This window comes from Granulicatella sp. 572.rep1_STHE, from assembly GCF_001073445.1.
GTDB lineage: Bacteria > Bacillota > Bacilli > Lactobacillales > Aerococcaceae > Granulicatella > Granulicatella adiacens.
This window is the reverse complement of the sequence record NZ_JVBO01000042.1, coordinates 109,064-127,552: the sequence shown is the minus strand read 5'-3', so window position 1 is coordinate 127,552 and position 18,489 is coordinate 109,064. Positions and strand designations below refer to the sequence as shown.

General features: G+C 40.3%; 16 protein-coding genes and 2 other annotated features. Of the genes, 12 read left to right on the top strand and 4 right to left on the bottom strand.

The features are described 5' to 3' along the window. Nucleotides 1-378, top strand: a 378-nt coding sequence (locus ADH99_RS09145) for an integrase core domain-containing protein (protein WP_049555512.1), incomplete at its 5' end; no start/stop codon positions are given. Nucleotides 379-477: 99 nt separating this feature from the next. Here ADH99_RS09145 and ADH99_RS09140 read toward each other — a convergent pair. Then, the gene (locus tag ADH99_RS09140; RefSeq protein WP_039849074.1) at nucleotides 478-1,197 is read right to left on the bottom strand and encodes a YebC/PmpR family DNA-binding transcriptional regulator; all 720 of its coding nucleotides are present in this window, start codon (nucleotides 1,195-1,197) and stop codon (nucleotides 478-480) included. A gap of 156 nt (nucleotides 1,198-1,353) precedes the next feature. On the opposite strand from ADH99_RS09140, the gene ADH99_RS09135 reads away from it, so the two are divergent. Both ADH99_RS09135 and ADH99_RS09130 read left to right on the top strand, forming a co-directional pair. Then, nucleotides 1,354-1,644, top strand: coding sequence for a thioredoxin family protein (locus tag ADH99_RS09135; RefSeq protein WP_049555733.1), 291 nt, complete (start codon nucleotides 1,354-1,356; stop codon nucleotides 1,642-1,644). Then, complete coding sequence (locus ADH99_RS09130) at nucleotides 1,641-2,261, top strand: sugar O-acetyltransferase (RefSeq protein WP_049555732.1); 621 nt, start codon at nucleotides 1,641-1,643, stop codon at nucleotides 2,259-2,261. Before ADH99_RS09135 ends, ADH99_RS09130 begins: the two co-directional genes overlap by 4 nt. Before the next feature lie 40 nt (nucleotides 2,262-2,301). Here the strand turns inward: ADH99_RS09130 and ADH99_RS09125 are convergent, their stop codons facing one another. Together ADH99_RS09125 and ADH99_RS09120 are read right to left on the bottom strand one after the other, a co-directional pair. Continuing rightward, nucleotides 2,302-3,660 carry a metallophosphoesterase gene (locus tag ADH99_RS09125; RefSeq protein WP_065427330.1) on the bottom strand — a complete coding sequence of 453 codons (1,359 nt, stop codon included), beginning with the start codon at nucleotides 3,658-3,660 and terminating at the stop codon, nucleotides 2,302-2,304. A 63-nt stretch (nucleotides 3,661-3,723) separates the two neighbouring features. Beyond that, on the bottom strand, nucleotides 3,724-4,851 hold the full coding sequence (locus ADH99_RS09120) for a CobW family GTP-binding protein (RefSeq protein ID WP_049555730.1): 1,128 nt from the start codon (nucleotides 4,849-4,851) through the stop codon (nucleotides 3,724-3,726). Between the two features lie 166 nt (nucleotides 4,852-5,017). On the opposite strand from ADH99_RS09120, the gene ADH99_RS09115 reads away from it, so the two are divergent. The 9 genes from ADH99_RS09115 (at nucleotide 5,018) to tyrS (ending at nucleotide 16,199) form a co-directional block, all read left to right on the top strand. Beyond that, nucleotides 5,018-5,899: a methyltransferase domain-containing protein gene (locus ADH99_RS09115; RefSeq protein WP_049555729.1), complete on the top strand. Its 882-nt coding sequence runs from the start codon at nucleotides 5,018-5,020 to the stop codon at nucleotides 5,897-5,899. 53 nt (nucleotides 5,900-5,952) lie between these two features. Then, nucleotides 5,953-7,446, top strand: coding sequence for an SseB family protein (locus ADH99_RS09110; RefSeq protein WP_049555728.1), 1,494 nt, complete (start codon nucleotides 5,953-5,955; stop codon nucleotides 7,444-7,446). 123 nt (nucleotides 7,447-7,569) lie between these two features. Beyond that, nucleotides 7,570-8,919 carry a hypothetical protein gene (locus ADH99_RS09105; protein ID WP_049555727.1) on the top strand — a complete coding sequence of 450 codons (1,350 nt, stop codon included), beginning with the start codon at nucleotides 7,570-7,572 and terminating at the stop codon, nucleotides 8,917-8,919. Between the two features lie 125 nt (nucleotides 8,920-9,044). Beyond that, on the top strand, nucleotides 9,045-10,382 hold the full coding sequence (locus tag ADH99_RS09100) for an SseB family protein (RefSeq protein ID WP_049555726.1): 1,338 nt from the start codon (nucleotides 9,045-9,047) through the stop codon (nucleotides 10,380-10,382). Between the two features lie 359 nt (nucleotides 10,383-10,741). Further along, a complete protein-coding gene (queG, locus tag ADH99_RS09095; RefSeq protein WP_049555725.1) occupies nucleotides 10,742-11,950 on the top strand; it encodes a tRNA epoxyqueuosine(34) reductase QueG in 1,209 nt (402 codons plus the stop codon). After that, a complete protein-coding gene (gene trmL, locus ADH99_RS09090; RefSeq protein WP_049555724.1) occupies nucleotides 11,947-12,456 on the top strand; it encodes a tRNA (uridine(34)/cytosine(34)/5-carboxymethylaminomethyluridine(34)-2'-O)-methyltransferase TrmL in 510 nt (169 codons plus the stop codon). Before queG ends, trmL begins: the two co-directional genes overlap by 4 nt. Nucleotides 12,457-12,464: 8 nt before the next feature. Next, nucleotides 12,465-12,620: a hypothetical protein gene (locus tag ADH99_RS10540; protein WP_160313175.1), complete on the top strand. Its 156-nt coding sequence runs from the start codon at nucleotides 12,465-12,467 to the stop codon at nucleotides 12,618-12,620. Between the two features lie 47 nt (nucleotides 12,621-12,667). After that, nucleotides 12,668-12,867, top strand: a binding site (T-box leader). 75 nt (nucleotides 12,868-12,942) lie between these two features. Further along, nucleotides 12,943-14,634 (top strand): arginine--tRNA ligase, encoded by a 1,692-nt coding sequence (argS, locus tag ADH99_RS09085; protein ID WP_049555723.1) that lies wholly within the window; start codon nucleotides 12,943-12,945, stop codon nucleotides 14,632-14,634. A 42-nt stretch (nucleotides 14,635-14,676) separates the two neighbouring features. Next, nucleotides 14,677-14,878, top strand: a binding site (T-box leader). Between the two features lie 55 nt (nucleotides 14,879-14,933). Then, on the top strand, nucleotides 14,934-16,199 hold the full coding sequence (gene tyrS / locus ADH99_RS09080) for a tyrosine--tRNA ligase (RefSeq protein ID WP_049555722.1): 1,266 nt from the start codon (nucleotides 14,934-14,936) through the stop codon (nucleotides 16,197-16,199). Nucleotides 16,200-17,242: 1,043 nt separating this feature from the next. Here tyrS and lacC read toward each other — a convergent pair. Next, nucleotides 17,243-18,175: a tagatose-6-phosphate kinase gene (lacC, locus tag ADH99_RS09075; RefSeq protein WP_049555721.1), complete on the bottom strand. Its 933-nt coding sequence runs from the start codon at nucleotides 18,173-18,175 to the stop codon at nucleotides 17,243-17,245. Between the last annotated feature and the right edge of the window lie 314 nt (nucleotides 18,176-18,489).

Below are 18,489 nucleotides of genomic sequence, written 5' to 3'. Positions count from 1 at the left end.
TATGGCACAAAGAAAATAGTTGCATATCAAATATCTAAACAAAATAATAATCAAATCGTTAAAGATACTTTTAATCAAATAAAGAGAAAGATAATTCCAACAAAAACAATGATTCATAGTGATCGAGGATTTCAATATACTTCTCATTTCTTTAAGCACTTTATAGAAAAAGGACAAATAACACATAGTATGTCACGTCCTGGCAGATGTATCGATAACGGACCAATTGAATCATTCTGGGGAACATTAAAGGAAGAAGTATATCGTTTATATCATTTCAAAACCTATGAGTCTCTCTTCAAGAAAGTTGAAGAGTATATCCACTTCTATAATGAGAAAAGAATTACTTTATCAATGGGGTTAAAAATCCCTGCATAAACAAAAAGACGAGTTCTTATGAACTCGCCATACAATTTAATTATTTTCCTGTCTACTTGACAGGGTGCACTTCAATGTTACATTTTGCTTTTTCTACTATTAGTCTTCTAAGTTTACGTTGTGGTACACTTTTTGAACGTCTTCGTTGTCTTCTAGAGCGTTAATCATGCGTTCGAATAAACGTAAGTCATCGCCTTCAAGTGTCACTTCTGATTGAGGAATCATTTCGATTTCGCTCACTGTGAATTCAGTGATTCCTAAGTCTTCTAGAGCTTTACGAACTGTATGGAAGTCGTTTGGTTCAGCGTAAACAATCGCTTGATCGTCTTCTTGAACAACGTCACGAACGTCAACGTCTGCTTCCATTAATTGTTCTAATAATTCGTCAGCGTCTTTGTTGGCAACACCGAAAATTGCTGTGTGGTCAAATAAGTAAGTTACAGAACCTGGTGCACCCATGTTACCGCCGTTTTTGCTGTAAGCGGCACGTACGTCAGCTGCTGTACGGTTTACGTTATTTGTTAAGGCATCTACGATAATCATAGAGCCGTTTGGTCCGAAACCTTCGTAACGGAGTTCTTGGTAGTCGCCATCTCCGCCACCTTTTGCTTTTTCAATCGCACGTTCGATGATATGACGTGGTACATTATAAGTTTTCGCACGGTCAATAACGAATTTTAATTTTTGGTTTGAATGAGGATCTGGTTCCCCTTGTTTTGCAGCTACATAGATTTCAATCCCGAATTTAGCGTAGATTTTACTGTTATTTGCATCTAATTTTGTTTTCTTTTCGACAATATTTGCCCATTTACGTCCCATTATTTCACTCACTTTCTGATTTTCATCTGGACTTAACTCTTCCATTATACACAATCAAGACGCGGTTTGTTAAGTGTTTTCTACTAAAAATTGAACCGTGAGCAAAGTTTGCAAGAATTCATAGACTATCGGGTATGATAGAAGTGAGGTGAGAAAATGGACGAAGTAAAAATTATATATATATCCACGCCAACATGTGGGGTGTGTCATGCGATTAAACCACGAGTAAAGGAACTTGCCAAAGAGTATGAGATTCCGGTCGAAGAAATTGATGCCACTCTTCATCCAGAAGTGGCGAGTCTCTATGAAGTCTTAACAGTGCCAGCGGTTATTTTGACGCTTGGGGATAAAGAATTCGCCCGCCAAGCACGCTTTATTGACCTGTTAGAACTCGAAAAACGAATCGTTCAAGCGAAGGCGTTTGCGGAAACGGAGGAGACTGAATGAAAACCATGAAAGAACGTATGCTCACAGGAGACTTGTATATTCCGTCTCTCACAGAAGGGCTAAGAGACTTATCGATTAAAGGGAAAAAACTAGCGCAACAATACAATCGTTTGGACTTTGATGATTTCGAAGGAAGACGTGCGTTGTTAAAACAGTTATTTGGAAAAACAGGCGAGAAGATTTACATGGAGCAACCTGTCTATGTGGACTACGGAGTTCATACAACGATTGGCGAAGGCTTCTATGCGAATTTTGACTGTACATTACTAGACGTAGCGCCGATTACGATTGGGGACAACTGCATGTTCGGTCCGCACGTATCGCTTGTGACGCCAGGACATCCGACTGATGCCGAAACGCGCAATGCGGGTCCAGAATTTGGCAAGCCGATTACGATTGGCAATAACGTATGGCTTGGGGCGAATGTGACGGTGAATCCAGGAGTGACGATTGGCAATAATACGGTCATCGGGTCTGGCTCTGTGGTGACAAAAGACATTCCAAGTAATGTGATTGCGGTTGGAAATCCATGCCGCGTCCTTCGTGAAATCACCGAAGAAGAGAAGGCAGATTGGCGCCAAAAACACCAAGAGCTATTAAAGGAAATTGGAAAATAAAACAGTAAACGAAAAGGTCGTCCAATCAGGACGACCTTTTTTAGTACGGTATAGTGATTTCTTGATTGTTAGCATGCGTCGTTTCTTTGATAACCATATCGATGTAGTTCAATAAGAAGTTCGATGAGCTATTGGTTTGAAGCTGCTGATACGCTTTAGAGGTGAGAACGGTATCCGAAATATAGCTTTCGGGAATTTTATCTCCTGAGAAATAAGCTAGATTGAGTGGTGCCAGAACGGTACTGAGTTCGTCGCCCACTTCTTTGGTATACCACGATTCATCAGATAAAGATTGATGCGTCATGATGCGAGTCGAGTCATCGAAGACCTGTTTCATATAGTTCTGATGATGCAACAAATCCGGATTCGTTTGTCCCGATTGAGCCGCCCATTCGTCTGCTTTTAACGCCGTTTGCTGGTAATGATAGTCGTTAGGGCTCATCGTTAATTTGCCGATGGTAGACGGATAAACAGAAAACGCGCCATTGACAATTTCCGTATACGAACGATTCGCGGACAGCTTTTCTGTGGCAATCTGTTGCGTATGAATATGCCCCGAAAAACCAAGCGTCACATTGTCATATTGATTAAAAATCGCCTTCAAGTCCGAAGCGTTATCGACCACGAAGCCATCAGGATTAAATTCATGATGCGCCAACAAATTGTGATGCATCACGGGAATGACTTGAACGCCAGCAGAATGTGCCGCTGCTAACTCCTTATCAATCCATTCCAGCGTTTCTTTTGGAATCACGCCGCCCGTCTTTGGAGCGCCTTTTCCCTCACCGTTTTTCTCGTAAATATTACTATCAATCATTAAGAACCACAGTTTGGTAAAGGGCTTGGCCATATAGCTCAGCGAGTGCGTATCTCTCGAGGACGCTTCGGAGTAACCATATTCGGCAAAGACATTTGGAAAATCTGCCGCCGTCATTTGCTTGATTTTATAGTTCTCGTTGCCTTGAAACTTTCTAGTCCAGCCATCCGCAATATCGTGGTTCCCAGGTTCCACGAGGACGGTCGTTCCTAGCGCTTCGATGCGTTTGAAGAACTCGGCCAATTCGATAAAACTTTGATACTCACCATTAAAGGTCATGTCTCCGCTCACGATAAGCACTTTTGGGCGTTCACTTTCGACTTGCGCCACTAAGGCTTCCATTCGTTCCTTGCTGTAGACGAGGTCTTTTCCGGCAGCAGTATTTTGCATTTTCTGGAAAGCCACATCTTGGTCATGCAGTTCTGGACTCAAATAGTGTGGGTCGGTGATGACCCAAATCTCATCGATCGAAGAGAGCTCTTTTGGAGTCGCAGTGATATGTTTAGGAAAGAAAATCCACAGCAACACGAGCAGCACTCCGATTCCTGCAAGCAGGGCAGAGAGTTTTAATGATTTTTTCAAGGTTTCACCTCCATCCATGTAAAAAGACAGCTGGGCACAATGGTCCAGCTGCAATTTTTATATTTATTTTTCAGTACAAGCAATAAAGCTTTCGCGTAATTGGTTTTCTGGAAGGTTCTTTCCGATGAAGACCAATGTTGAGCCGCGTTTTGTATCATTCCAATCGCGACCTCTTGAGATATCAAAGCTCATTTGAACCCCTTGGAAGATGATTTGGTAATCTAATCCTTCCACGTTTAAGATTCCTTTGTAACGGTATAATTCTGGCCCGTAAATATAAACAAGCTCGTTCAACCATTCGTTAATGTTTGCGAGAACTAAAGGTTTTTCAGTCTCGATAACGAATGAGTTAATACCGCTATGGTGGCTATGACTATGGTGATGATGATGTTCGTGATCGTGGTGCTCATGCTCATGGTCGTGATCGTGATCGTGGTGCTCATGCTCATGGTCATGGTCATGGTCATGATGGTGATGCTCGTGATCGTGGTCACCGTGCGCATGTGTATGGCCACATTCTTCACAATATTCTTCTTCGGCATGTTCTTGCATTTCTAAGATCTTCTTTTCAGATGCGTAGAACAATTCAAGTCCGAACATGTCGCTCATATGAACAGGACGTGCGTCAAGGTCTTGGATTTCCGCAAAGGCATTGATGCTACGAACTTCGTTAATCACTTTTGCGTAAATTGTTTCATCTACTAAGCTATGTTTTGACATGAAAATTTTATCTGCAAACCCAACTTGTTTTGCTGGTTCAGGTTGATGCGCTGTTTGGTATAGGAAGTTTTTAGCATCCACAACGGTTAATACCGCATCTAAGATAAAGTGCTCGTTTAAGAATGGCACATTAATAAAGGTTTGTGCGATTGGAGCTGGATCCGCAAGACCTGTTGTTTCGAATAACACTCGGTCCACGCGAATGCCGTTTTGTTCTTTGACCATTAAGATGGATTTCAACATATCGGCAATGTCTGTACGAAGCGTGCAGCAGAGGCAACCGTTATCCATTTGATAGATTTCTTCTTCAACGTCAAGAACGAATTGATGGTCTACACCGATTTCGCCGAATTCGTTAATGACAACAGCGATATGTTCGCCATGTTTTTCTTTTAAAACTTTGTTGATTAAAGTTGTTTTCCCAGCGCCAAGGAAGCCGCTGACGATTGTAACTGGAATTTTTTGGGTCATATAGTTTCTCCCTCTCCTCAGATTTTTTCGTTTTCTTTTCGTAAATTAATTGTAGCACTCTCCTGAAAAAACTCAAAACAGACTGATTTCTCTTGTTTCACGATTCCAGCAGGAGATAACCGAATGTGCTATACTGAAATGGAGAACATTAGAAAGAGTGTGTCGAATGACAAAACAGGAAGCACCAACTGCGGCCGTTAAGAAAATCGATTGGGCCGAGCAATTTATCAACCAACATTTACAAGCATTTCGATGTCCTTATTGCCATGAAGCTATGGTTTCTGCCGAGAATCATAGCGTGGTCTGCGAGAAGGGGCATCGGTTTAATATTTCGAAAAAAGGTACCTTGCATCTCATGAAGCAAAATGCGAATACGGATTATGATGCGACGTTGTTCCAGCATCGCTATGAACTGGCGCAAAGTGGTTTCTTTGAGCCACTTTTAAATGCGCTTTTGCCGTATCTTTCAGGAAACGAAGAGAAGTTTATTGTCGATATCGGATGCGGGGAAGGCAGTCATGTATCTTGGTTATCGAAGTTTGTACAGGCACCTTTATGTGGAATGGATACCGCCAAAGAAGGCATCCATCAAGCGTCGGTTCATTTTGGAAACCAAGCGCTATTCTTCTTAGGGGACTTAGCGAACTTGCCATTTGCGGATGAATCCTGCGGGGCACTTCTCAACATTTTAACGCCGTCGAACTACCAAGAGTTTATGCGCGTGTTGGCTCCAAGAGGGACGCTTGTTAAAGTGATTCCTGGCAACGATTATTTGGCGGAGCTTCGCCAACAGCTTTACCGTTCCAACCCTGAAAAACAGACGTATTCGAATGCGGATATTCTAGAACGAGTGCAGTCCGAATGCCCTCAAGTCACGTTTGAAGAGGTACGCTACACGGTGAATTTAACGGATGCGACCTATCGCCATTTACTAGAGATGACGCCTCTATACTGGGGTGCCACGCCAGAAGACAAAGCCTATAGTAATGAACATCCACTTTCTACGGTAACCGTCCATTACATCATCGCCGTCGTGAAAAAGCCGTAAAGAATGAATGAAGTGTGCTATAATGAAACTATTAACCATTAGGAGGTTTTACAATGGGATTAAAAGATTTTTTCTCTCGTAAAAAAGAAGAACCAAAGAAAGATGAAGTGGTTCAAGAAGAAGTAAAACATGAAGAGCTTAAAAAGGAAGAAACAGCAGAAGTGAAAGAGGAAGCAGTAAAAGCAGAAGAAACTGTCGAACCAGCTGAAGGGAGCAAAACTTCTGAGGACGCTAAGAAAGGTTTTGTACTTGGGGTAGAAAATGTATTTAGCGCAGGGAAGGACTCTCCAGACTTAGTTGTTACAGGGTATGTCACAGGAACGATTAAAGTTGGGGATGAAGTCATTATTACAAAATTGGGAAGTGATACTGACAAACCTGTGAAATCAGCTGTATATGCATTAGAAGATGGCAATAACGGACGCGTGATGGAAGCTTCTAATAAAAAAATTGCAGCATGGATTGAAAATGGTGCTCAATATGGTCTCTATAAAGGTTCAGTCGTTCATTCAGAAGGCACTAGTGAAAATGATCTGTACGGAACCTATATTAACGCTATCGGAGAATCTTTTGTAGGTGTTCAAAATGGCGAGATTTCAGATATTGACCGTGTGTACTTATCCGTAACGGATGTAGCTGAAATTTGGCGTCTTTTCTTATGGTATTGCAATATTAATGCCGCAGAAGACACAGAAGAAAGACGTTCTAAAAACATGGAGAAAATCCGCAATTTAGTGACGATTACCCGTGATAAATTATTCTTAGTGGATGAAATTTATGCAGTTTATTCGGTCACAACCGGAGAGCCTTATCTATTCACAAAGACGATGAAAAAAGAAGATGGCAGCTACTATACAACTGCGCCATTAGTACGTTTAATTCCAGCGGCTTATAAAGAAAATCTCAAAGAAAAATTTGAAGATAATGACGAGTTTGAATTACGTCGCATTGAAAATGGACCGAATAAAGATGGCATCCGTAATTTCTTAAGCGAAGTTATTTTATTAGATGGAGCTCGCGGAATTCAATTTGTAGCAGAAGAAACGTCAATTGCAGCAGAAGGATTGATCGAGTTTCCGAACTACGAAGGGATGAGAGAAATCGATATTCCTGTAACGAATCCAGATGTGGTCCGCTGGTTACATCTCCTTGGACAACTAGGCAAACCAGATACGACAGACCGCGAAATTCTATTCAATATGTATTTCCACCATTTAGCCGAAGCCCTGAAAACAGCGCGCTTTATTGTTCCGATGAGAGGACATGGAGAATTGCCAAAGGTGGATGAAAATGGCAATACCACCTTTAAAGAAGGATTCACATTTGACTTAGCCATGCAAGATGGAAAAGAAAAAGAGAAGGCACTTTTATTCTTTACAGATTGGAAGAGACTGCGTAAAGAATTTGGAGAAGAATGGCAAGGACTGATCCAACAATTGGACGGCAACTTGAGTCTTCATGATGTTATTATCAATGGAACAGGCAAAGAAGAAGCAGGAGCCTATATTACGGAAAGTATCTTTAATAAAATTAAGAATGCCGAATAAAAAGAATCAAAAAGCATAAGGACTCACAGGGTGGGTCCTTATTTTTTGTCTCTATATTCGCGAAATGAGCTATGATATAATTTAAGTATCAAGTATCAGCTATTGGAAAGCGGAGGAAAATGAATGGGATTATTCGATTTTTTATTTGGAAAGAAGAAAGAAGCAGAATCAGAAGCAGAATCAAGCTGTATTCTTGGAGTAATTAATGTAATTGGTGTTGATGACAACGCTACAGACTTAATTATTGAGGGCTTTGTTCAAGGAACCCTCAAAGTAGGGGACGAACTTGTTGTTACAAAGATAAGTTGTTTATCCAAAACGCCTGTAAAAACCGTCATTTCATCCATTTATGTTTATGAAGAGGAGGTTCAAGAAACCTCAGAAATAGTGGTGAAGGTAAAAGTCAAAGATGGGAATAAACTTGGGATTTATAAAGGTACCATGTTGCATTCGGAAACCGTGACATATACTCAGGTTTACCATGCTTATCGTTTTACAATGGATATCGCTTTTGTAAAGCAACAAGATGGAATACTCACTGAGGAGGATCGTGAGAAATTAGCCGCTTCAGATATTTCGGAGATTTGGAGTTTATATTGGAAGGCCCATCTTGAAGACTTTGAAAGGGTAAAAGAAATAGAACTGAAGGTGGATCAGAGAAGACGAGATTTCTTTAATTTGATTCGAGAAAAACTATTTTTATTAGATGACATTTATGTAATATACTCACCAATAACGAACGAACCTCATTTGTTTGCTACTGCATCATTAGATGGAAATAAGGGGATTACTGTTTCACATTCACGGGTTTATCTGGTTCCAAGCTCATACATGCATTACCGTAAAGAGATTTATAGGAATGATGCGAGAGCTGAATTTAAACGGATTGAAAACGGACCTGAAAAAGAGGGGATTCGTAATTTTCTAAGAGATTTATTTATATATGATGGAGTAGAAGCGATTCAATATTTCACAGAAGATACGTTTATTTTTGCAAAAGAATTAATGGACCTTCCGAATTATGAAGGGGTAGATGAAGCAGAAATCCCTGTAACGAATCCAGATTTAATGAAGTTTTTGCATCTATCAAGTCAATCGAACGGAATAGAAGATAAAGAACAAAAACAGATCGGTAACGCATATTTTTATATCTTTGCCAGATTTACAAAGACCGCAAAATTTATTGCGCCAATGCGACTTCATGGGTATGACCAACTTCTGGAAGATAACCCTCAAACTGTAATCGAACCTAATATTCCTTTTAATTTAGCAATACAACAAGGGAAAACAAAAGAGAAGGCCGTTCAAGTGTATACGGACTGGAAGAGACTCCGTAAACACTTTGGTGAAGAGTATAAAGGGTTAGTTGTAACGCTTGATGAATTGGTAAAAGATTATGATGTTGTTATTAATCCTGGAGAATATCCGATAGCTCTATTTATGACAGAAGAATTCTTTAATGCAGTAGATTAAATAGTTATAAGAAAAGCAACTCAAGGAGTTGCTTTTCTCTGGTTTAGTGGTTTATATATTCTCGAAATAAGCTATGATATAATTTAAGTATCAAGTATCAGCTATTAGCAACGGGAGGAAAAGAAATGGGATTATTCGATTTTTTATTTAGAAAGAAGAAACAGGATCCGAGTTTTACTCTTGGTGTTGTTAATTTTTTTAAGGGAGATGACAATCCTTCAGACTTAATGATTGTGGGTTTCGTGAAAGGAACCATAAAAGTTGGGGACGAAATTGTTGTTACAAAGATGAGTTGTGTGACGGAAACTCCTGTGAAAACAACCGTTCTATCACTTGAGGTTCCTGAAGGCGAGGTTCAAGAAGCTACAGAAACAATAGTGATGGCAAGAGTCCAAGATGGGGCTAAACTTGATATTTATAAGGGAACGGTGTTGCATTCGGAAAATGCCCCGGATGTCGAATTATATAATGCTTATACTGTTGCTCTGGGAATCGCTTTTGTGGATGAACAAGAGGGCAAACTTACTAAAGAGGATTGTGAAAAATTAGCGGCTTCAGATATTTCGGAGATTTGGCAATTATATTATAGAGTGCATGCTGAAGAGGCTAAACAATTTGAAGCAAAACAGGTACTATTAAAATATAAAAGACGAGAACTTTATAAATTGATTCGAGAAAAACTGTTTTTAGTAGATGATATTTATGTAGTGTATTCAGTAGAAACAGATGAGCCTTATCTGTTTTCTCATGCATCAGAAGATGAGAAGGGCTCACTCTCTGTTACAATGCCAATGGCTCAACTGATTCCAAGTTCGTATATCCATAATCTGAAAGAGATGTTTGGAAAAAATGAGAACTTTGATTTTAAACGAATTGAGAATGGGCCTGATAAAGAAGGGATTCGTAATTTCATAAGAGACTTATGTATCTATGATGGAATACGTGGAATTCAATATTGTGGTGAAAAAACAACGATTCTTGCGGAACAACTAGTGGATCTTCCGCGGTATAAAGGGATGGATGAAAAAGAAATACCTGTAATGAATCCGAACGTGATCAAGTGGTTATATTTGGCACGTCAATTGGGTAAACTGAATACGAAAGATAAAAAAACACTAAGCAAAGTCTATTTATATCAGTTTTATGAAGCTTTAAAAATAGCAAAATTTATTGCGCCAATGAGACTTCATGGATATGACCAACTTCTTGAAGAGAACCCGCAAACGGATGTAGAACCCAATATTCCTTTTGATTTAGCAATGCAACCAGGAAAAACGAAAGAGTGGACACTCAAAGTGTATACGGACTGGAAAAGACTTCGTAAGCACTATGGAGAAGATTGTAAAGCATTAATTGTGACGCTTGATGAACAATTAGCGTTTCATGATGTCGTTATTAATCCGGGAGACCATCCGATGGCAGCTGCTACGATTACGGAAGAATTGTATAATGAAGTGAAGTGAAAACAGTATAAGAAAAAGTAACTCAAGGAGTTGCTTTTCTCTGGTTAGAAGTCTCTTTAAGTGTATAAAAGAAGTCTTTTTTCAGTAACAAACTAAAACAATTCGGAGAATGATAAAAATTTTTTCAAAAACGTTAGAATTTCTTAACTTTATAGTTGCTTTTTAAAAAGAAAAGCGCTATTATACTTGTATCTCTTGCTCTGTAATTGATTTTGCACGGCAATTGATGTTCGACTAACGTTAACTTTCGCAGTGATTTCACCGAAGGCTAGCGTTCTTTTTTTGCGTAAAATTAGGAAACTTTGTGAAAAAAGAGAAGTATAGTACAATAGTTAGGAAGAATGGAGAGGAGGATTTAGATGGATACAGCAGTTTTAAAACAGAAGATTATTGCTAAAAGCAAAGAGCTGGGCATTGATAAGATTGGTTTTGCTTCTGCCGAGCCTTTTACGCACTTAGAAGAGAGCATGCGTCGTTCCAAAGAACTCGGTCATACGACGGGTTTTGAGCATCCAGTGTTAGAAGAGCGTATTTATCCAGAAAAAATCTTCGATACTCCAAAAACAATTATTTCCATTGCGCTGGCATATCCAACACTTCCAAAAAATAAGCCGGAACGTGTGAAGGGAGAGCGACGCGGAGCTTTTGCACGGGCTTCGTGGGGAGAGGATTATCACTTTATTCTTTCAAGACGCATGGAAGCATTAATCAATTACATTAAAGAAGAAGTTCAAGACGATGATTCCCGCTTTAAGCCAATGGTCGACACGGGTGAATTAATCGATGTTCGTGTAGCAGAGCGTGCAGGAATTGGTTTTGTTGGTAAGAATGGCCTTTTAATCACTAAGGAATTTGGCTCCTATGTCTACTTAGGAGAGTTGATTACGAATATCGAGTTTCCAACCGATGAAATGGTGGATTACGGGTGCGGCGATTGTACGCGTTGTGTGGATTTTTGTCCAACAGGTGCGCTCCTGGGCGACGGACGCATGAATGCTATGCGCTGCCTGTCGTATCAGACGCAGACGAAAGGCTTTATGCCGCAAGAATTTCGTAAAAAAATCGGGCATGTGATTTACGGCTGTGATATTTGCCAGCAAGTGTGTCCGTATAATAAAGGGAAAGATTTCCACTTGCATCCAGAAATGGAACCATCCGTTGAAGAGACACATCCACTCTTAAAGCCACTTGTGACGATTTCGAATAAAGAATTTAAGGAACGTTTTGGACAAATGGCGGGGGCATGGCGAGGAAAGAAACCGTTGCAGAGAAATGCGATTATCGCCTTAGCGAATTACCGCGATAAATCAGCAGTTCCACTCTTACTTCGCGTTATGAAAGAAGATATGCGTCCCGTGATGAAGGGGACTGCCGCTTGGGCGGTGGCAGAAATCGTGAACGAGTCCAATCAAGAGATGATCGATTATTTTAACGAGCAAAAAGAAGCCGCAGTGAAGAAGAGAGACTCTCTGGAAAATCCAACCAAGGAAGATATCGAGTTAATCGAAGAATTAGAAAAAGCAATTGTAGTTTTACAAGAAAAATATAGAGAAGAGGCAAACAAATGACGGTAAATCATATCGTATTATTTGAACCACAAATTCCGGCCAATACGGGGAATATTGCAAGAACCTGTGCAGCGACAAATTCACCACTGCACTTAATCGAACCGCTTGGATTCTCAACGGATGATAAGCATTTGAAGCGTGCGGGGCTAGATTATTGGCATGATGTCGATATTACGTATCACAAATCGATGGAAGTGTTCCTCGACTATTTAGGAGAGCGTCCTTTATATTTGATTACAAAATTCGCCAACCACACCTATGATGAGGTGGATTTAGCCCGCGATGAGGAGCAATTTTTCATGTTCGGGAAAGAGACAACCGGCCTTCCTGAAGAATTCATGCGTGAAAACGAAGAGAAATGTTTGCGTCTTCCGATGAACGATACGCATGTGCGTTCATTGAACTTATCGAATACGGCAGCGATTGTTGTATACGAAGCACTTCGCCAACAACGTTTTGCAGGGCTGGAACTGGTGCACACGTATGACCATGATAAATTAAAGTAGGTGAGTAAATGGATCAGTCCTTATATTTATGTATTGTTTACGCCATTTGTGCGATTGCCTTTGTGATTTTGGCGGTGGTTTCAAAACCATTGTATGCGATCTGTGCAGTCTTATTTGCCATCTCGTCAGTAGTGCAAGGTGTTCGCTATTTTAAAAAGAAGTAAAATTGCAAATTCGTGCTGATTATGGTACAGTGGATGACAGTTAAATAGCAAAATTGATGAAAAAGAGAGTAGTTTTTAACCGAATGTATTAGCGAGTTGGAAGGGTGAAAGCCAACCATTCATTAAAAATGAACCGCACTTTTGAAATGATTATTTGAAATGTAGGATAATCCGGATTCGCCGTTACCGAGTAAAGTGGCTCAATAGGAGCAATCAGAGTGGTACCACGGGAATTCTCGTCTCTATATGACTGTCGTCGTATAGGGATTTTTTTGTGTAAATGGATATCCGAGTATAAAAACCAAAGAAAAGGAGAACAAAGATGAATTATAAGAAAATAGTTGCAGAACAAATCGCAAAAACAGTCGGCGAGCATTTAAGCGTTGACGAAATCGTACCAATGATTGAAGTGCCTAAATACGCGAACCAAGGGGACCTAGCTTTCCCTGCATTTACACTTGCGAAAGTTTTACGTAAAGCACCGCAAGCTATCGCGTCAGAAATCGTGGAAGCTGTGAGTGATAAACATATCGCACGAGCAGAAGCAATGGGACCTTACGCGAACTTCTTCTTAGAACGTAGTGCATTTGCTGATGAAGTATTAAAAGAAGTGTTAGAACTTGGCGAACATTACGGTGACTGGGATTACGGTCAAGGCCGTAAAGTGGTCATCGATATGTCTTCGCCAAATATCGCGAAACCAATGTCAATGGGACATTTACGTTCAACAGTGATTGGGAACGCGATTGCGAACCTTGAGAAAAAAGTGGGCTATGAACCAATCCGTATCAACCACTTAGGAGACTGGGGAACACAATTCGGAAAACTCATCGAAGCGTACAAATTATGGGGAAGCGAAGAACTTGTAAAAGCTGATCCAATCGCAGAACTCATTAAATTATACGTTCGTTTCCACGAAGAAGCAGAACTAGATCCAACGCTCGATGATAAAGGTCGTGCATGGTTCAAGAAACTAGAAGATGGAGACCCAGAAGCGGTTCGTCTATGGGAATGGTTCAGAAGTGAATCATTAAAAGAATTCAACCGCGTGTATGACTTACTCGGCGTGACTTTTGATTCATACAATGGTGAAGCGTTCTATAACGACAAGATGGACGTTGTGGTCGACATGCTTGAAGACGCGAACTTACTAAAAGTGGATAATGGCGCTACCATCGTAGACCTTGAAAAATATGATTTACCACCAGCATTGATTAAAAAATCAGACGGCGCAACACTATACATGACACGTGACTTAGCAGCCGCAAACTACCGTAAAAATACCTACGATTTCGCAAAATGTATTTACGTGGTAGGGATGGAACAATCCAACCACTTCAAACAATTAAAAGCAGTCTTAAAAGAACTCAATTTACCTTGGGCTGAAACGATTGTCCATATTCCATTTGGACTAATCACATTGAACGGTAAGAAATTATCGACACGTAAAGGAAAAATCATCCTTCTTGAAGGCGTGTTAAAAGAAGCAACAGAACTTGCTTTGAAACAAATCGAAGCAAAAAATCCATCACTTGAAAACAAAGAAGCAGTGGCTCACGCTGTTGGGGTGGGTGCGGTAATTTTCCACGACTTGAAGAACGACCGTACAAACAACTTCGACTTCGCGCTTGAAGAAGTCGTGCAATTCGAAGGTGAAACAGGGCCATACGTACAATATACACATGCTCGTGCAATGAGTATTTTACGTAAAGCCAACCATACTGTCGATACAAAAGAGGCGTTCTCATTAACAGACGATGATGCGTGGGAAGTATTGAAACTCATCGAAAACTATCCAAACATAGTCCGCTTTGCTGAAGAAAAATGCGAACCATCAGTGATTGCAAAATTCGTTATCAATTTAGCACAAGCGTTCAATAAATATTACGCACATACAAAAGTACTTGTTGAAGATGAAGCCTTCAACAGCCGTATAGCTTTAGTACAAACAACAGCAAGCCTTCTAAAACAAGGCCTAGCGCTTCTTGGCGTGGCTGCTCCAGATGAAATGTAGTCATTGACATCAAGTAGGATAAGCCGTATACTAAATGCACATATATAAGCAATGAACAAGCGCAGTAGTGGTTGTCCACGGGAGAAAGAAGAGAATTGTCGGTCGGTGCAAGACAATCCCCCACATCCGCGAAGTACACTTGGGAGCAATCCGTCAGGACGTCTCATCCGCGATAAGGATGCTCGAGTGGATGATGCCTGGCATCGTCAACAAGGGTGGTAACACGGTGAAAATCGTCCCTAATAGTCTTTTTGACTATTAGGGATTTTTTATTTACAAGAAAGAAGGGAAGAAACAAGATGAACATTATCGATGATTTAGAATGGCGCGGCGCCATCAACCAAATGACAGATGAAGAAGGCTTACGTGCCTTAACAAGCGAAAAGGCTGTATCGCTTTACTGTGGGGTAGACCCAACTGGAGACAGCATGCACATTGGACACTTAATTCCGTTTATGATTCTTCGTCGTTTCCAATTAGCAGGACATAAACCAGTCATCTTGATTGGTGGAGCAACAGGTTCAATCGGAGATCCAAGTGGTCGTACAAGCGAACGTGTGCTTCAATCAATGGAACAAGTTCAACACAATGTCGAAAAACTGACAGCGCAAATGAAGAAATTATTCTTCACAACGGATGAAGACCAAGCAACATTACGCCTTGTAAACAACTACGATTGGACAAAAGATTTATCATTATTAGACTTCTTACGTGACTACGGGAAGCATTTCAACTTGAACACAATGCTTGCAAAAGACGTTGTCGCAAGCCGTCTAGAAGTGGGAATTTCATTTACTGAATTTTCATACCAAATCCTACAATCAATGGACTTCTTGCATTTATTCAAGACAGAAGATGTGCAAGTTCAAATTGGAGGTGCGGACCAATGGGGGAACATCACTTCAGGACTTGAATTAATCCGTAAAGTGGAAGGGGCAGAGTCTCGTGCTTACGGTCTAACAATTCCGTTGATGTTAAAATCAGACGGTACAAAATTCGGAAAATCAGCTGGTGGCGCTGTATGGCTCGACCCTGAAAAGACAACTCCATACGAATTCTACCAGTTCTGGTTAAACCAAGATGACCGCGACGTGATTAAATACATCAAGTACTTCACATTCCTAGAACGCGAAGAAATCGAAGCGCTCGAAGAAAAAGTGGCGACAGAACCACATAAACGTGAGGCACAAATCCGCCTTGCTGAAGAAGTCACTCGCTTCGTTCATGGCGAAAAAGCCTTAGAAGATGCGAAGAAAATTACAAACGCGCTCTTCACAGGAAACGTACAACAATTAACAGCCGACGAAATCGAACAAGGCTTCAAAAACATGCCAACATTTGAAAGTTCAAAAGAACCTCAAAATCTAGCGACATGGCTTGTTGACCTTGGCATTGAACCTTCAAGAAGACAATCACGCGAAGATATTCAAAACGGCGCGATTTCTATCAACGGGGAAAAAGTAACCGACCTCGAATTCGAATGGACGAAAGAACAATCTTTTGAAGAACGCTTTGTTATCGTCCGCCGCGGTAAGAAAAAATACTTCTTAGTGGTGTTGAAATAAAAGACTTATGGATGATTCTTTTGAATCCTTGCGGATTTAATTATCATCACTGTAACGTTGCACCGGCTCGAGCCTTAGGTCTCTTGCCTTAAAAGCCTCAAAGAGGGAGTAAGACCAAAGACAAAACAGGACTCACAGTGTGAGTCCTGTTTGCTTTGTAGTCTTACCCCCGCAAGGATGATTAGGATTAAGCGAATCACGAGTGATGAAGCTTAATTCAATCATCCACTGCATCTAACTTTATAAAGTACTTTAAGTACGGATTAACAATCCTACGCCCTCTTAGCACAGTGGTTGAATGGAATGAGTCTAGCTGTAAAAAGCTATCTCATTCCTATTCAACTTTGTGGGGGAAAGAAAACGAAATGCCATAGATACAAATGTATCCATGACATTTCTGTCTTTCTCCCTCGTTTTTATGCTCTACCACGTTACTGTGATGATAAAATCCGCAGTATTCTTCGGAATCATCCTTTGGGTGCATCGTATCTAAAACTACTAAAAAATTTTTGCTTTGTGAGCTGACGATAACGAGCAGTTCACAAAGTTTGAAATAAAAAAATGTTTTAAATAGATTTTCAAACCTGGTATAAACGCCTACACAATCATATTTCAAAAGCAAATGTAAAAAACACAATATGACATATACGTTATATTGCAAAATAACTTTTTGGTCAAAAGCCCGAATTTGTTGGCTCCAAAACTCATGATTTAGTGAGTGCATTTCGAATGCAAAAGCTCGGCACTTTTCCATTTAAAACTGCAGCTGCTTAACCCATAGAAGCTCAGGCTATTTTACGTAAGATTCTTTCAATGTGGTAACCTTGCTTGAGAAGATGGAATTGGATTTAGATTTCGGAAAGTATATGGCTTCAATAGTGACAGTAACGTGTATAGTATTAAAACGAATAAGAGGGCGTAGGATTTGTAATCCGTACGCCCTCTTTGAGGCTTTAAAGGTGAGAGACTTTGGCTCGAACCGGTACAACGTTAGCGTCACTATGATGATAGCCATAAGGCTTTTCCGAGATTCCCTTTTTTATTTATACTTTCTCCACGGTTACCGCATTGAAAATAGTATCGAAGTTATCCATGTTTATAAAGCCTGTTTGAGCTTCCATGGCATTGAGCGTACCTGCAGTCACTGCCGTTTTCAAAATGGATTCAACACTTTCGCCTTTTGCAATCGCATGCGCTAACCCAGCGATCGTTGAGTCTCCAGAGCCAACAGGATTCACGGCGTTGACTTTGGGGATATTCACCTGGTAAAACGCTCCATCATGTTTTGCAAGTGCGCCTTTTGATCCAAGCGAAACAACCACCCAATCCACCCCTTCAAATAACGGAGAGTTCAATTGCTCCTTCAATTCTTCAACCGTTGTCGCTTCAGGAACCCCTAATAGCCCAGCGAGTTCTTCTTGGTTTGGCTTAATTAAGGCTGGCTTGGTAGAAGCTTCAAGCGCAATCTTTAATGTTTTCCCAGAAGTATCTAAAAGTACAGGAACGCTGGCTTTAGCAGCTTTTTCAATAATCGTTGCGTATAAAGTCTCATCCATTCCACTAGGTAAGCTACCAGAGATTGTGATGAGATCGACTTCTTCTAATAAGGTTTCAAAATGGGCGAGGAAACCTGCTTGTTCTTCTGGTGTAATGGTAGGACCGGCCTCTAAGATTTCGGTTTGAAGGCCTTCATGTAGGATGGCAATACAATTACGAGTTTCCGATTGGATAGGGTAGAAGTTGTTTTCTAAGGCAACCTCATCCAATTTTTCTTTAATAAAAGCACCGATGTGACCGCCTAGTAAACCTGTTGCTAGCACTGGAGAACCGAGTTGCTTTAAAACACGACTCACGTTGAGGCCTTTTCCACCAGGTGTTTTACTAACCTTTTGAGTACGATTCACCGTATCCATCTTTAATGTTTCGACCGTATACCCAATATCTACCGCCGGATTCATTGTTAATGTTAATATCATAAAAATAGCTCCCTTCTATTTTCAATTGGATACGTTAAATATACCATATTTCCCCTTTTATGAGGGCTAAAGTTTGGTTTGTTACAAAACTTTTTGAAGATAAATGTACCGCGCTTAAAGGAATTACATATTTTCATTGAATCATTCTATAAAAAAAAGACAAATTATTCTGTAATATTTTATAAATTTCTCCTTTTTTTGTATCAAAAAGGTCAGCTAATCGTTTTATATTACAGCTTTGTTACAAGGTATTGTCAATTCAAAGAAAATCAACATCAGTCTAAAGTCCTATGGTATTATAGTACCAAGTTAAG

What these genes read in the sequence shown, in the direction of transcription:
- ADH99_RS09140 (WP_039849074.1), bottom strand. Translation starts at nt 1,197, where the DNA reads ATGGGACGTAAATGGGCAAATATTGTCGAAAAGAAAACAAAATTAGAT.
- ADH99_RS09135 (WP_049555733.1), top strand. Translation starts at nt 1,354, where the DNA reads ATGGACGAAGTAAAAATTATATATATATCCACGCCAACATGTGGGGTG.
- ADH99_RS09130 (WP_049555732.1), top strand. Translation starts at nt 1,641, where the DNA reads ATGAAAACCATGAAAGAACGTATGCTCACAGGAGACTTGTATATTCCG.
- ADH99_RS09120 (WP_049555730.1), bottom strand. Translation starts at nt 4,851, where the DNA reads ATGACCCAAAAAATTCCAGTTACAATCGTCAGCGGCTTCCTTGGCGCT.
- ADH99_RS09115 (WP_049555729.1), top strand. Translation starts at nt 5,018, where the DNA reads ATGACAAAACAGGAAGCACCAACTGCGGCCGTTAAGAAAATCGATTGG.
- ADH99_RS09110 (WP_049555728.1), top strand. Translation starts at nt 5,953, where the DNA reads ATGGGATTAAAAGATTTTTTCTCTCGTAAAAAAGAAGAACCAAAGAAA.
- ADH99_RS09105 (WP_049555727.1), top strand. Translation starts at nt 7,570, where the DNA reads ATGGGATTATTCGATTTTTTATTTGGAAAGAAGAAAGAAGCAGAATCA.
- ADH99_RS09100 (WP_049555726.1), top strand. Translation starts at nt 9,045, where the DNA reads ATGGGATTATTCGATTTTTTATTTAGAAAGAAGAAACAGGATCCGAGT.
- queG (WP_049555725.1), top strand. Translation starts at nt 10,742, where the DNA reads ATGGATACAGCAGTTTTAAAACAGAAGATTATTGCTAAAAGCAAAGAG.
- trmL (WP_049555724.1), top strand. Translation starts at nt 11,947, where the DNA reads ATGACGGTAAATCATATCGTATTATTTGAACCACAAATTCCGGCCAAT.
- ADH99_RS10540 (WP_160313175.1), top strand. Translation starts at nt 12,465, where the DNA reads ATGGATCAGTCCTTATATTTATGTATTGTTTACGCCATTTGTGCGATT.
- argS (WP_049555723.1), top strand. Translation starts at nt 12,943, where the DNA reads ATGAATTATAAGAAAATAGTTGCAGAACAAATCGCAAAAACAGTCGGC.
- tyrS (WP_049555722.1), top strand. Translation starts at nt 14,934, where the DNA reads ATGAACATTATCGATGATTTAGAATGGCGCGGCGCCATCAACCAAATG.
- lacC (WP_049555721.1), bottom strand. Translation starts at nt 18,175, where the DNA reads ATGATATTAACATTAACAATGAATCCGGCGGTAGATATTGGGTATACG.